Annotated in this window: 12 protein-coding genes; 3 read left to right on the forward strand and 9 right to left on the reverse strand. The window is 66.7% G+C overall.

Translation table 11 applies throughout. The features are described from left to right. Positions 1-1353: serine/threonine-protein kinase (locus G3O06_RS08490; protein WP_241019616.1), on the reverse strand; the 1353-nt coding region annotated here is incomplete at its 3' end. Between the two features lie 440 nt (positions 1354-1793). On the opposite strand from G3O06_RS08490, the gene G3O06_RS08495 reads away from it, so the two are divergent. Beyond that, entirely contained in the window at positions 1794-2012 is a 219-nt protein-coding gene (locus G3O06_RS08495) for a hypothetical protein (protein ID WP_205815718.1), read from the forward strand. A 30-nt stretch (positions 2013-2042) separates the two neighbouring features. Here G3O06_RS08495 and G3O06_RS08500 read toward each other — a convergent pair whose 3' ends face one another. Beyond that, on the reverse strand, positions 2043-2285 hold the full coding sequence (locus G3O06_RS08500) for a hypothetical protein (protein ID WP_241019623.1): 243 nt from the start codon (positions 2283-2285) through the stop codon (positions 2043-2045). 42 nt (positions 2286-2327) lie between these two features. Further along, positions 2328-2873: a lecithin retinol acyltransferase family protein gene (locus G3O06_RS08505; protein WP_205815719.1), complete on the reverse strand. Its 546-nt coding sequence runs from the start codon at positions 2871-2873 to the stop codon at positions 2328-2330. 480 nt (positions 2874-3353) lie between these two features. Between G3O06_RS08505 and G3O06_RS08510 the strand changes: the two genes are divergently transcribed. After that, positions 3354-3638: a hypothetical protein gene (locus tag G3O06_RS08510; protein WP_174966837.1), complete on the forward strand. Its 285-nt coding sequence runs from the start codon at positions 3354-3356 to the stop codon at positions 3636-3638. 82 nt (positions 3639-3720) lie between these two features. Then, positions 3721-4491 carry a protein phosphatase 2C domain-containing protein gene (locus G3O06_RS08515; protein ID WP_254608993.1) on the forward strand — a complete coding sequence of 257 codons (771 nt, stop codon included), beginning with the start codon at positions 3721-3723 and terminating at the stop codon, positions 4489-4491. Between the two features lie 25 nt (positions 4492-4516). On the opposite strand, the gene G3O06_RS08520 is transcribed toward G3O06_RS08515, so the two are convergent. The 6 genes from G3O06_RS08520 to G3O06_RS08545 form a co-directional block, all read right to left on the reverse strand. Continuing rightward, positions 4517-5827 (reverse strand): sigma-54 dependent transcriptional regulator, encoded by a 1311-nt coding sequence (locus G3O06_RS08520; RefSeq protein ID WP_205815720.1) that lies wholly within the window; start codon positions 5825-5827, stop codon positions 4517-4519. Beyond that, positions 5824-8895, reverse strand: coding sequence for a peptidase domain-containing ABC transporter (locus G3O06_RS08525; RefSeq protein ID WP_174996817.1), 3072 nt, complete (start codon positions 8893-8895; stop codon positions 5824-5826). The genes G3O06_RS08520 and G3O06_RS08525 overlap by 4 nt, the downstream gene beginning before the upstream one ends. Positions 8896-8913: 18 nt before the next feature. Beyond that, positions 8914-9666, reverse strand: coding sequence for a peptidylprolyl isomerase (locus G3O06_RS08530; RefSeq protein ID WP_174966841.1), 753 nt, complete (start codon positions 9664-9666; stop codon positions 8914-8916). Between the two features lie 107 nt (positions 9667-9773). Beyond that, on the reverse strand, positions 9774-11183 hold the full coding sequence (locus tag G3O06_RS08535) for an HlyD family efflux transporter periplasmic adaptor subunit (protein WP_174966842.1): 1410 nt from the start codon (positions 11181-11183) through the stop codon (positions 9774-9776). Beyond that, positions 11161-13029, reverse strand: a complete 1869-nt coding sequence (locus G3O06_RS49640) for an FHA domain-containing protein (RefSeq protein WP_205815721.1) — start codon at positions 13027-13029, stop codon at positions 11161-11163. The genes G3O06_RS08535 and G3O06_RS49640 overlap by 23 nt, the downstream gene beginning before the upstream one ends. Positions 13030-13220: 191 nt before the next feature. Beyond that, the gene (locus G3O06_RS08545) at positions 13221-14648 is read right to left on the reverse strand and encodes an efflux transporter outer membrane subunit (protein WP_241019645.1); all 1428 of its coding nucleotides are present in this window, start codon (positions 14646-14648) and stop codon (positions 13221-13223) included. Positions 14649-14654: the final 6 nt, after the last annotated feature.

The following is a 14654-nucleotide window of genomic DNA, read 5'->3' on the forward strand; positions in this document are numbered from 1 at the left end:
TGCCGCGGCGCCAGCCGTCACGCCACTGCCTGCGCCGGCAGACGCGTGCACGGCCGTGTCCGCGGCGGGGCGCCTTTCGCCGCTGCGCGAAAGCGCCTGGTAGCCGTACCAGAGCACGGCGATCGCCGCCACCGTGCAAGCGCCCACGGCCGCCCCGGTGCGTGCGCCCGATGCACGCATGGGGCGCTTGAGCACGCCCATGCCTTCCAGGAACAGGTTGACGCTGGGCGTGCGCGTTGCGCGGTCGAACGACAACGCGGCGCTCAAGGTGCGCCATTGCGTGCGATCGAGACCGGGGTGGCGCTCGGGCCGCAAGTGGTCGTGACGCGCCTGGGTGGCCGACAACCGGTTGAACGGATGGTGTCCGGTCAGCAATTCGTAGGTGACGCAGGCGAGCGCGTAGACGTCGTCGCGCGGATCCGGCTCGAGATGCTCGAACATCTCCGGGCTCGCGTAGGCCGGCGTGATGCCGCCGAGGCTCGCCGGGTCGAACACGGTGACGTCGGGATCCTCGTCGCGCCGCTGGAATGCGCGTGCGATCCCGAAGTCGATCACCTTCACTTCGCCACGGTCGGTGAGAAACACGTTGGCAGGCTTGAAATCGCAGTGAACGAAGCCGCGTTCGTGCGCGTAGGCCAGCGCCTGGCCCATGCCGGCAATGATCGGCAACGCGGCATCGAGCGGCATGCCCTTGAAGTCCGGCGCGCGCAGCACCTTGCTGAGCGGCCGGCCCGACAGATACTCCATCGTGAGATAGACGAGCGGACCGTCCCGATCGAAGTCGTAGACGGTGACGATGTTGCGATGGGCGAGCGTCTGCGCCTTGCGGGCTTCGCGCTGAAGCGCGATCAGTGAAGTCGGCTGGCCGCGAAACTGCACGTTGAGCACCTTGATCGCAATGTGGGGCTTGCGATCCGACGCCTCCAGCTTGCGCAGGTCGAGCGCCTTGTACACGGTACCCATCCCGCCGACGCCGAGGCACTCCTCCAGCACGAAGCGTCCGTTCAGCGTATCGCCGATGCCTTTCACGCGTTCGCTGTCGACGGACATTGCGCCGTCCGACGGCCCGGGCGGAGGGGCCGGACGCGCCGCCGGCCGAGGCGGGCTCTCGTGGATCCGGGTTGCGTCGCCCGCGGATGCCGTTCTGTCATGACATCGCTCGATGCGCTTCAGCACTTCCGCATAGATATCGTCCGACAGCGGCTGCGTGGTTTGCGTCTGGTCGAGTACTTCGCGCAGACGGGCGCAATCGACCTGATCGGTTGCCAGCACCCGGTCGATCTCCGAGAAGAACGCGTCCTGCGACAGCGTCCCGCTCTGGAATGTCTGAATCAGCTCCGCAAAGCTCATCATTCGTATGCCGTGTACTCAGCTTCAGCTTGCCGACCCGTTACGGCGCCTCACGGTGCCGCCAGGGCAAGGACTGTCCATGGCGGCACCCTGCAGCGCGACGTAGCGGCGATGCACCGGACACGATCGATCCCGCCGCCACGTCATCGTCAGACGAATTCGACTGCGCGCCGCACCGGCCGCGGGCCTTCTGACAGGACGTCTAACAAATCATACTAGTCTGCGGTAACGCCCTGTGCAATCGGTGCCGGAACTAGAATTCGGGCAGATTCATCGCGAACCGGCTTCGGGTGTTCACCGTCCGCATCGCCTGCGCCCCGCCTTCCATTTTCCGGCGCGCGTGGCCGTGCGGCGAACCTATACTGGACAGATCCCCGGCACGCCCGCGCATCGCATGATGCCGCGCGGCTGCCCTTCTCCCGTCCGATATCGTGGAGCCAACCATGGGCGTGCTCGTCATCAACGATCTTCCCGAAAGCGTCGACCTCGACAGGCAGGCGATGGCCACCATCACCGGTGGTGCGAAGGTACGCGCGCATCAGACGATGCTTGCGCCGCAACCTTTCCCCTACCTGCACACCGACGCCCGCGATGCTGCGTTGGCGCGTGCACCGGTGGCCGAAGCCGTGGCACCCCCGGCGCGTCCGACGCTGTTGCGTTGACGGACGCACCGCTCGACCCGGCGCGCACGCTCAGGTCGCTCGCGCCGTCATCGCTGGCCGCCGGTCGGCCGGCGGGAACACCCACCATGAGCCGTCGTCGTGACGAAAGAAGAAGATGGCGATCGTGCCGGCCGGATGCACGGCCTCGACGCAGACAAAGCGCCGCCGTTGCGCAGGCATGCGGCTGAAGCGCACGACGCGCGCCGGCACGCGCGCGCTTGGCGCGAGCCACTTGTCGACCTGCATGCGCAGCGAAGATACGATCCCGTTCATGTGAGCCTCCTCGTGGCGATGTCGTACGTGTCGCGACGTCGCTCATGCGGTGGCGACGGCGGCTGCGGCACCCCGTCCGCCCGCATGCCGCGCGACGAGCAACGCGCGGCAGACCGACAGCGCGAACCGGAATGCCGTCCGCGGATGCATGACGCACGTGCGAACCTGCTCGCTGTGGCCTGTCCCTTCCACACACCACGTGCAGAAGTGCTCGCAGTTGTTCGTCAGCAGGCGGTAGCGGTCTTCGCCCAGGCGGGAACGTGCGCGCAGCACCGCGGTGCGCCCCGCATAGGCCGCGGACGGATGCGGCATGACGCGAACCGCGTGACCGTCGGCGAAGCGTTCGAGCGTGACTTCCTCGATCGGGCCGCGATGCAGCGATGTGCAGAGCCCTGCGTAGTGGACGACGCGTCCGTCGCCGACATAGATGCCGTGATGGCTGTAGCAGCCGCGATCGGAAACCAGGTGCGCGCCAAGCGGCAGTGCCTCGACGCTGCCAGGCAGCGAAACCGCATGCGCGATTGCGTCCGCAGCGCCAGCCGCCGCGCAGGGCGCGGTGCTGTTCGCTGGTTGAAGATCGCGTTCCATGACGGGCTCCATCTGCAGGTTGGCGGCCGCCCGTGTTGCATAAGGGTTAGCCGGTTGCCAACTAACCTGCATCAAGCGTGCCAATCACCGGGAGCCCGTCGCGCAACGCTCGACGGGCGATGCGCGGCGAGCCGGGCGCCGCGCTGTCGCCGCGCAGCCAACCATTTGCGGGAGCGTTCGTTGGTGCGACAACACCAGTTGGCGCGCCGGACAGCCGTTTGCGTCCGCCGGCGCATGTGTCGGTTTCGCGGCCACGTTCGGGCGCACGACTGTTGGCTGGCGCACAACCATTGCAGGACCCGGGCGCGACGCACTAGCATGCAAGCAACGCGTGTCGATGACGCGTTGCCTTGCGGCGTGCGGCGCTCAGCGGATCGACGCACGCCCCCGGGCAACGTACGCGGGCTGTGTCACGCATGGCACGGGGTTTGCATGTATCGGGTACCCGGTCCGTCGGCCAGCCCCTTTCGGAGACTCATCATGACCACGCTCGCAATTACCGACCTTCACATGCAGCACGACATCGACCGCAAGACGATGTCGTTCATCCGCGGCGCAGGCGCGCCGTGGGTATTCGGCTGGATCCAGCCCTACGCGCCGCCGGCTCCGTCGTTCGGGCCCGTCGTGAACCTCTATCAGACGTACAACACGTTCTACGCGAACCAGGTTCTCAACCAGATTCAGAACGTCGACGTCACGAACTCGGCGCCCGGCGCGAACATCGCGGTCGGGGTCGGCGCGGACGGCAGGAACCGGCTCGTCTAGCGTCTTCATGCCAACCGGCAACGCACGTTCACCTGCCCGTTATCGGCATGAGCGGGCACTGGACGAAAGGGAATGGCGGGCCGTGAGTGCAGAACTGCAATGGACTTCGGCGTCACGCACTGACGTGGGCCTGGTTCGCGAGATCAACGAAGACGATTGCCTCGCGCTGCCGCACCGTGGCCTGTGGGCCGTTGCGGACGGCATGGGCGGACATTCGGCCGGCGACCTCGCGAGCAGGACGATCGTGCAGGCGCTGGAACGGCTGCCCGCCCCGGCCACGCTGGCGGACTTCATCGAGGCAGCGCGCACCGCGCTCGATGCCGTCAACGTGCGCTTGCGCGTATCGGCCGCCGAGCGCGGCGTACGCCTGATCGGCAGCACGGTGGCGGTGCTGCTGGCGAGCGGCCGCCAGTGCGGCTGGCTCTGGGCCGGGGACAGCCGGATCTACCTCTATCGCGACGCACACCTGACGCAGCTCACGCTCGACCACAGCCACGTCGCGGAACTGCAGGCCCAGGGCCACCTGAGCGCACAGCAGGCGCGCCATCACCCGTCGCAGCACGTGATCACGCGCGCCGTCGGCGCCGCCGAGCAGCTGCATCTCGACGAACGACGCATCGACGTATGCGACGGCGACATGTTCCTCTTGTGCAGCGACGGACTGAGCAACGAGATGGACGAAGCCGACATCTCGGCCGCCCTCGCCTGCGGCGATTGCGCGAACGCAACGGACGCGCTCGTCGACCTCGCGTTGCGCGAAGGCGGCCGGGACAACATCACCTGCATCGTGATCCGCGCCGACGATCCCGAAGCGTCGGATCGGACGCTCGCCAATCCCGCCGTGCAGCGCTGAGCGATCGAGCGGCCGCGCGTGACGTTCACGCGTCCTTGTCGGGCGCCGCGCCGTCCTGATGACGGAACGCTTTCGAACGGATGCCGTGCTTCTTGAGCAGCATCTGCAGGTGCGACCGGTTCATCTCGCAACGGCGCGCCAGTTCGGCCACGGTTCCGCCGGTCTCCTGCAACCCGCGTTCGAGAAACGCGCGCTCCGCCTCGTCGCTTGCCGCGCGCTTCGCGTCGCTCAGCGACATCGGCCTGCCCGGCGCACCGTCATCCGTCGCACGCACGGCGCCCGACACGGCCTTCGGACGGATGTCCTCGGGCAAGTGCTCGATATCCGCGATGTCGCCGGCCAGGCACGACAGCCGGTAGACGAGGTTGCGCAGCTCGCGGATGTTGCCCGGATACGCATAGGTCAGCAGGAAGTCGCGCAGTTTCGGTGTCGTCTTGATGGGGCGGCGCTTCAGTGCCCCGGCTGCCTCGTCGCCGAAGTAGGCGAGCAGCAGCGGAATTTCATCGCGCCGTTCGCGCAGCGCCGGCAACGTCAGATGAATGACGCTCAGGCGGTAGAACAGGTCCTCGCGAAAGAGCCCCTGTTCGCTCAATTGCCGCAGGTTCTTGTTGGTGGCGGCGACGATGCGCGTATCGACGCTGATCGGCTCGTCCGAGCCGACCCGCTGGATCTCGTGCGACTCCAGGACACGCAGCAACTTGACCTGGCCCGACAGCGGCAATTCGCCGATTTCGTCGAGGAAGATCGTGCCGGTATGCGCGCTCTCGAACTTGCCCTTGCGATCGTTCGACGCGCCGGTGAACGCGCCGCGCCGATGGCCGAACAGCTCGGATTCGAGCAGGTTGTCGGGAATCGCGCCGCAGTTCACCGAGATGTAGGGGCGGTCGGCGCGCGCCCCGTTCGCGTGGATGACTTTCGCCATCAGTTCCTTGCCGGTCCCGCTCTCGCCGTCGATCAGCACCGGAAGGTCGGTCGGCGCGGCCTTTTCGGCGATTTCGAGCGCAGCGAGCAACTTCGGATTGTCGCCAAAAATGCCCTCGAAGATGAAGCTGCGCTCGATCAGGGCCTGTCGGCGTCGCTGTACCGGGGGCGCGGCCGCTTCCAGCGCCTCGGGTGTCTCCGGCGCGGCCACGGCGGCCTCGACGAAGCGCTCCTTGCGCGACATCTGCATGACTTCGTCGCGCAGCACGTTCGCCTGGTTGAGCAGCTTCTCGATGTCGGCACGCTCGAGCTTGGGTGCCCAGCGCAGCATCGAGCGCAGGATCTCGATCTTCTCGAGCAGGCCGGCATACGAGATCGCGGAGTTGCCGAATCCGTGCGGGTCGAAGAGTTTCATGCGGCACCCAGCTGTTTCTGCACGAGCTGGTAATACATGCCCTTGAGGGCGACCAGCTCGTCGTGCGAGCCCTGTTCGACGATCGCGCCTTCGTACAGGACGAGGATCTTGTCCGCACGCATGATCGTGCTGAGCCGGTGCGCGATGATCACCGCGGTGCGCCCTTGCAGGATTTCATGCATGTTCGCGAGGATGTTGCTCTCCGACTGCGTGTCGAGCGACGAGGTTGCTTCGTCGAACACGAGCAGGCGCGGGTCGTGATACAGCGCGCGTGCGATGCAGAGCCGCTGGATCTGGCCACCCGACAGGCCCACGCCGCGCTCGCCCACCACCTGTTCGTAGCCGAGCGGCAATTTGCTGATGAATGCATGCGCGTCGGCCATCCGGGCGACCTCCTCCATGCGGCGCCAGTCGGGGCTCGTGTCGCCGCATGCGATGTTCTCGGCAATCGATCCGGAAAAGACCAGATTGGATTGCATCACGTAGCCGATCTGCGCACGGTAGCAAGCCTTGTCGATCGCGCTCATGTCGTAGCCGTCGACCACGATCTTGCCGTCGGTGGGCGCATAGAATCCCACGAGCAGCTTCGCCAGCGTGGTTTTCCCCGAACCGCTGCGCCCGACGATGGCCACCATCTCGCCGCGCTTGATCGTGCAGTTGATGTTCTCGAGCACGTAAGGCGTTTCGTTGCCGCCATAGCGGAAATACACGCCGTCGAAGCTGATGTCGCCCTGCAGGTCGGGCAGCAGCACGCGCGAGGCCAGCTCGGCCGGCTGCTGCTCGGGCTCGATGTCGAGGACGTCGCCGAGCCGCTCCATCGCCACCGCCGCATCGTTCATCAGGCTCCACATGCCGACGAGCCCCATCAGCGGCGCCAGCACGCTGCCCATGAACGCATTGAAGGCGATCAGCTGCCCGATGCTGAGTTCATGCGCGAGCACGAGGTTCGCGCCGACCCACAGGATCACGATGGTGGTGGCCGCATTCAGCAGCTGGCTGCACAGCGCCACCACGATATTGAAAGCCTGCGCACGATACTGGACGTCGAGCGCCTTCGCATACTTGCGCTCCCACTTCAGCCGTACCGAGCGTTCGATACCCATGCCTTTCACGGTCTCGACGCCCCCGAGCGTCTCCATCAGCAGCGACTTCGCATCGGTGGACGCGGCAAACACCTCGCGCGCATAGCCTTTCAGCTTCGGGGTCGCGAGCGCCGTGAGCGCCATGATCGGGATCACGAAGGCGATCAGCACCAGCGTCATCTTCACGTTGTAGAGAAACATGATCGTGAAGTAGATGAAGATCATCAGGAGATTGAGCGCGGTCGTCACGGTGGACTCCGTCAGGAACGCGCGGATCGTCTGGTTCTCCTGGAAGCGCGCGAACACGTCCCCGCTCTTGCGGCGGGCGAAGAACGAATACGGCAGCGACATCGTATGTTTATAGAACTGCGACATCATCGCGAAGTCGAGACTGCGCACCATGAAATTGGAAAGATGCGCGCGGATCGTCGTCATCAGCTGGGTAAACACGTGTGAAATGACGAGCCCCGCAATCAGCAGGTGCAGCAGGCTGACGTTCTGGTGCACGATCACGCCGTCCAGGATGCTCTGGATGATGATCGGCGGTATGACGCCCAGCACCTGGATCACGAAGGTCGCCAGGAACAGATGCGCGAGGATCTTCCTGTAAGGGCGCAGATAGCCGATGAAGCGCACCCATGGCGAACGTGACTCGGCCGGCGCCGCGGCCGGCCCGCTCGCGGTGAACAGCAGGCACGTGCCGCTCCAGCCGCGCTCGAAGGCCTCGACGCTCAGCTTCCGGAAGCCGAGCGCCGGATCGGCGATCCGCACCCACGACTTCGACACACCGTACACGACGACGTAGTGGTATCCCTCCCAGTGCACGATGAACGGAAGGTCGAACCCGAGCAGCGCCTCGTATGTGCACTGCACGCCGCGCGTCGCGAAGCCGACCGCCTCGCCGGTGCGCGCGAGACTGTCGAGCGTCGCGCCCTGCGTCGTCACGTTCGCGAGATCGCGCAGCTTGCCGAGCGTCATCGCGACGCCGTAGTGACGGCAGATCATCGCGAGGCACGCCGCCCCGCAATCCATTTCCTCGGCCTGCTCGACCAGCACGAAACGCTTGATCATGCGCTCGCCGAACGCGGCATCTGCGCCGATATCGATCTGCAGCGGGTGGCGACGCCGTTCGGCGAGCTTCTTCTGCCGCTTCAGTTCCTGCTCGACGAAGCGGATGCGCTCCTCGAGCACCTCGCGCAGTTTCGGGTTGCGCTCGAGCATGAAGTGCACGGTCTTTTCCGGAATGACGAGCAGACGCGTGTCGGTGACGGCGGTGACGGTCGCCGCCTGCTCCTGTCGCAGCAGGCACGCGCGCTCGCCGAAAATCTCGCCCGCGCCGAGCGTCGCGAGCGGATAGTCGTTGCCGTCCTCGTGGCACGAGACGCTCACCTCGCCCTGGCGCACGACATACAGCCGGAGGTCGCCGCCCGGCCCCTGCCGGACGATCTCCTTGCCGGCCGCCACGCGCTTCACGCCGACGCTCGACACGTACTCCTCGAGCTCGGCGCGCGTCAGCTTGCCGCGCAGGTCGAACAGCCGCGTCACGAACCCGCCGGCCGAGCTGATCGCGACATAGCTCGTCACGAACGCCTGCGCGGCGGGATTGTCGCGCAGGATCGGCTCGATCGCGCTGCGCGGGATGCACAGTACCTCGGTCTTCGTCGACGCGCGCACCGACACCTCGTGCCAGTAGTCGCGCAGCATCGCCATTTCACCGAACACCTCGCGTTCCTTGCGCACGCCGACGCTGGTTTCCTTGCCGCGCTCGTCGGCGATCAGGCGCACGGACCCGAAACGCAGCACATACAGCCCCTCGGCCGGCTCGCCGCGATTGCAGACGGTGTCGCCGAACGCGTAGGTGCGCACCTGCGCCTGCGCGGCCATGCGATCGAGTTCTTCGGGCGAGAAGAGCGACAGCGGCTCCACCGACGCGAGAAACTCCGCGAGCGGCGGGATGCTGGCCGGGGCGGGGGCGTGTGCGTCCATTGCTGCGGGTCTCCGTGATCAGCGTGCGTCGATGACGTGTTCCTGCGCGCGCTCGGCGAGCCACTCCTCGCGCAGCAGGCGACGCACCTCCGACGCGACGTCGGCGTCCAGCGTGGCCGGGTGTTTGGCGGTAACCGAGAAGATCTCGAAGAACGCGCCGTCGGGCGCCGCGAACGGCCCGAGCAGGTCCCCTACCCGCGCGTTGAACACCTTGGCCTCGATATCCGTCTTCAGCGAGCCGCGCAGCACCTTGCCGATCACGCCGCCGCGCTCGCTCGTGTCGGCGATCGAATGCTCGTGCGCCATGTCGCCGAAGCAGTCCGGGTCGTCCTCCAGGATCGCCATCATTTCGCGGGCCTTGCCTTCCGAATCCAGCACGATGTGACTGACCTCGATGCTGTCGAACTTCGGCGAATTGAGCTTGAAGTACGCTTCGACGGCCGCGTCGCTGCACACCGTGTCGAGCGTCTTTTCCTGGTACAGCGTGTCGGTGATGAAGCGCTCGAACTCGTCGAGACTGACGCCGAACACGTCCAGGTAGCGGTTCATGTCCGCGGCGCGGTGCAGGCCGCGCACGCGGCGAAACTGGTCGGCACGCTCCTGGATTTCCTCCGGCGTCACCTGCATGCCCATCTTCCGCGCCGCGATCACCGTCAGCCGGTCGCGAACCTGCTGCTCGACGAGGCCCTCGAACTGCCCGGTGAGCTTCAGCACGCGGATGAAGTCGTCGGTGCCGATCACCTCGTCGTCGATACGCACTATTGCCGTCATGTCGTTCCCCTTGGTCCTGTAAGCGGCGATCGCCCTGATTCGCCGCCGGTGCCTCGTCTCACCCCCTGCCTCCGCGTCGCTATGCCGCTACGCCGTGGCAGGCGCCATCAGCCCGCGATCTGCCTGAACGGGTCCAGCGCAAACCCGATCACGCGGCGCTCGCGCACCACGATTTCAGCGGTGGCCGTCATCCCGTAGCGCAGCGGGTATTTCGTGCCGGCAATCGTGTACGCGTTGCGCCCAAGCGCCACGCGGCCTTCGTAGACGGGTTCCTTCGTCTGCGCCTGCGGCTTCGTCGCCGGCGAGATGTACTCGAGCGTGCCGTCGATCACGCCGTAGCGCTGATACGGAAACGCATTGAACTTGAGCTTCACGGGCAAGCCTTCATGCAGGAACGCGCGGTCCTGCTCCGCGATCGCGACCTTCACCACCGGCCGCGCATCGGACGGCGCGATGCTGCCGAGCGGTGTGTTGGCGAGTATCTTGTCGCCGGGCTGCGTCGTGGTCACATCGGTGATCACGCCGGAGACAGGCGCGAGCACGAGCAGGAAATTGTCCTTGTCGATGTTCTCGAAGCGGATGCGCGCGGCGGCATCCGCGGCGAGGCGCGCCGTCTGCACCTGCAGGCGCAGCTTCTCTTCGGTGTTCGCGATGTCGCGCAAGGTCGCGTCGTACTGGATGCGCAACCCGGCCAGCGTCTCGCCGCTGCCCTCGAGTTGCGCTTTCGCCTGCGCGAACTCGTGGCTCTGCTGCGCCTCGAGCTGCGACAGCCGCGCCTGCGCGACGCGGTAGCTGTCCTGGGCCTGCAGGTAGGCGCTGCGCTTCTGCTCCACCTGGCTCTGCGACACGCCGCCGCCGCCGGGCAGCGCGAACAGGCGCGCGTATTTGTCCTGTTCGTCCTTCGCGAGATCGAGTGCGTGGCGCGCGTTGTCGATATTGCTGCGCGCTTCGTCGATCTGGGCCCGCTGCGATTGCGCGAGCTTGCTGGTGCCTTCGGCCATGCGGTTCTGGTGCAGGTGCTCCTCGACCTCGATCTGTTGCTTGAGGGCCTCGGCCTTGCGCTCCATCAACTGCTTCTTGTCCGGAAACTGCTTCCATTCGCGTTCCGCGTCGTCGAGCTTGAGGCGTGCATCGAGCGCGTTGGTCGCAGCCTCGATCGCGCCGCGCGCGTTGATCCGGCCGATCACGTCGTTCTTTTCGACCGGTTGACCCTCGGCGATATAGATGTCCACCAGCTCGCCGTCGACGGGCGCGTAAATGCGGCGCACCTCGGACTCCGGCGCGAGCGCACCCTGCGCGGTCACGATCACGTCGGCGCGGCCGACGAACGACCACAGCAGTGCACACACGACGAGCCCGACCATCGCGATGATGGTCGCCTGCGTGAGCCGCCATGGCCGCGCGGTCAGGATCGCGATGCCTTCGACGCTGTGATCCTCCAGCGCCTCACCCAGCGAGCGCGGCGGTTCGGGCGGCGTTGCCTGCCGCGCGCGCTTAAGGAGACTGTCGAGCTTCACCGCGCCCTCCCGACGAAGCGAGCCGTTCCAGCGTCGCGACATGTGCAGCGAATTGCGGCGTCGCGAAGCGGAACTGCTTGAGGCGATCCAGTACGGCCGGTCCGTGCCCGGCCCGTGCGTCGCTCTCGAACTGCAGGTACTGCTGCAGATCGGCGCGCACGGCATCGAGGCCGCCGAGGCGCGGATAGCGCTGCTCGTTATCGGCGAGCAGCGCCGGGAGCGCGTCGAGCCGGTCGTCGTCGAGTGCCGACGCGATCGCGCGCTGCAACCGCTCGAGCGCGGCCACATAGACGGAGTTGTCGCTTTGCAGCTTGCGCAACTGACTGAGCGCGTCGGCATACAGCACGCCGAACGCGGGAACGTATGACGAAATCCGGTCGAGCAGCCGCTGATGCGCACCCGGGTCGGCGTTCCAGCGGCCGGTCAATGCCTTGATCGGCGCTTCGTCGCGATAGATGCGGATCGGCGCTTCCGCCCCGCCGCGCCCCGCAACGAATGCCTGCAGTTCGCCGATCCACGCCACTTCGTCGACGAGCGGCCGTGCGTCGGCGTTATGGCGGGCCAGCGTGCGCATGTCCTGCACGACGGCGCGGGCGCGGTCGAACGCACGCACGTTCATCGCGGCAATCCAGTCCGGCACTTTCGAGCGGACGAGTGCCTCGGTACCGAGCGCGCGGAACGCCGGGTCGTCCGGATGGCTCGCGAGATAGCGGTCGGCGAGTTGTGTCGCCTGCGCCGTGTCGCCGCGCGCCAGCATCGCGTGCATCTCGCGCAACGGCGCGTCGTGGAAATACAGCGTCGCGAGCAGCAGGACGAGCGCCGCGAGCAGCCCGCCGCTCCACCAGCCGAGCCGGCGCAGGTTGACGTGCCCGCTACCGCCGAACGCCTCGCTCAACTCCGACAGGAAGACTTCGGCCCTGCCGCGCCGGCGGCGCGCGTCATGCGCGGTTTCGGCGGCACCATGCGCGGCGTGCGGGTTGATCTCGTCGTCCTGCTGGACGGCCGGAACCGTGCAGAAGATGTCGAGGAACGAATGCGCGGTATCGACGAAGGTCGTCCGGTCGGGGTCCACGGCGGCCCCATTCGCGGCGGCGCCGGGCGGCGACGTGGCCGTCACGGTCGAGTCCGGCCCCGGCTCGCGCTGCAGGCCGACGCGATAAACGAAATGATCGCCGCCGAACGCGAGCATCGCGCCGTCGTCGAGCGGCACCGCATGCTCGTCGAGACGCCGCCCGTCGACGAACGTGCCGTTCGTGCTGCCGAGGTCTTCCACGAATACGTCGCCGTCCTGCACGTAGATGTGCGCATGACGCCGCGACAGATAGTTGACCTGATGCGGATACGCGTTCCGGTAGCAGGCGAACGTGTCGTCGGTCTTGCTCACGAGAAACGGGAAGGCGGTAATGATGACCGGTTGCAGGCCGAGATCGCCGCGCTCCGGCGCCAGCGTGACGATGGCCGGCCGTGCCGGCTGATGCGTCGCACGCGGCACGAACGAGACGCGGTATGCCAGCGCGCCGGCGAAGCGCAGTTCGTCGCCGTCGCGCAGCAAGTGCGGCTTGTCGCCGACATCGACGCCGTTGACGGCCGTGCCGTTCTTGCTGCCGAGATCGGCGACATAGGCCGCGCCATCTTCAAGGAAGATGCGCGCATGCCGGCGCGACAGGTCGGCCACCCGCTCGGGGCGCGCGGACGCGAACGGCGTGTTCGTGCGCCCGACGGCGAACAGCGCCTTGTCGATCCGGATCTCGCTCAGTTCCGGATCGGAAACCGGCTTGAGCACGATGTCGAACTGCCGGTCGAGCGCGGCCTGTTTCTCGGCAATCGAAGCGGCGTCTGGAATCATGATTCTGCCAACGATCGACATGCGCCCGCCAATGGTCGCGCCGCGCAGGAAGCGCGACGCGCTTTCGAACCACCTGGGTGAAGCCGCGCCGCCACGGCACATGGCGGCACGATCGTGAAAAAAGTTTAGGCGACGGATGACGGTAGTCAATCGGCTGGCACCGATCGCGCAGTGACGCAAGGCTGGCGTGTTCATTGCATCGCTTGCCGGACGGGCTCGCTGCTTGCATTCGAGATTTCGACCGCGCGCCAGCCGCCGCCGATCGCCTTGTAGAGCGTGACCGTGTCGCTCAGAATCTGCTGATGATTCGCGAGCAGCGCGAGTTCCGCGGATGCCACCGAGCGTTCCGATTCGAGCACCTCGAGCTGCGACACGAGCCCTTCCTTGAGCTGCGCCTCGACCTGCGCGGCGACGGTGCGCAGACGCTCGCTCTGCTGCTGAAGCTGCACGCGCTGCTGCTTGTGCGCGTCGAGATCGACGAGCGCGTTTTCCACTTCCTTGAACGCGGTGAACACGGTCTGCCGGTACTGTTGCTCGGCGACCTTCGTCTGCGCGTCGGTCGTCTTGATGTGCGCGCGCACGCCCGGGTCGAACATCGGCAGGTTGATGCTCGGCAGGAAGCTGAACGTGAATGCCTTGAAGAGATCCGACAGTGCAAACGCCGCGGTGCCGCCGCGCCCCGTCAGGCTGATCGACGGCAGTTGCGCCAGCTTCGCCGCCCCCACTTCGTCATACGATTCGAGCACACGATACTGCGCGGCGACGACATCCGGTCGGCGCGCGAGCAGTTGCGCGGGCAGCCCCATCGGCACGTCCGGCAGCTTGACGCGCTGCCGGAGATGGCCGGCAGGCATCCTGAATTCGCCGGCCGGCACGCCCAGCAGCGTCGCGAGCGCGTTCTCGGCCGTGTCGCGCGATCGGTGCAGCTCGATCAGCTGGTTCGCCAGCCCGTTGATCTCCGCGCTCTGCCGCAGGACTTCCGTCTGCGGCGCGATGCCGTTCGCCAGCATCGACTGGTAGATCGCGAGGATCTTCCGGTTCTTGTCGAGCGTGCGCTGTTCCTGTTCGATCTGGTCGTCGAACTGGAGGATCTCGAAGTACGTGCTCGACACGTCGGCGACGAGCGTCAGGTAGCCCGCGCGCCAGTCGGCCTCGGTCGCGTGATACTCGGCCTTCTGCGCCTGCACGCCTTTCTCGACCTTGCCCCAGATGTCGATCTCCCAGTTCACCTGGCTACCGAGGTTGTAGGTCCTCGACGGCGCTTGATGCGTGTTCTTCTCGAAGTCCACGCCCGCGCCGAGGTCGGCGCTCGGCAGCGCGCCGGCCTGGACTTCGCCGACCTGCGCGCCGGCCACGCCGATGCGAGCCGCCAGCACCCTGATATCGGCGTTGCCCGCGATGGCCTTGTCGATGAGTGCGTCGAGATACGGATCGTCGAAGCTCTTCCACCAGTCGGCATTGACCGTGTCCGACGCGGATACCGGCCCGTGCGCGTGTGCCCAGGTGGTCTTTGCCGGCATCTCCGGGCGCTGGTAGACGGGCATGTTCAGGTCCATGCATCCGGACAGCAACGCCGCGCACGCGCCGGCGGAACCGGCCATGCGGGCCAGCGAACGCATGAGACC

It is taken from the genome of Burkholderia sp. Ac-20345 (assembly GCF_017104825.1).
In the GTDB taxonomy this organism is placed as follows: Bacteria; Pseudomonadota; Gammaproteobacteria; order Burkholderiales; family Burkholderiaceae; genus Burkholderia; species Burkholderia lata_B.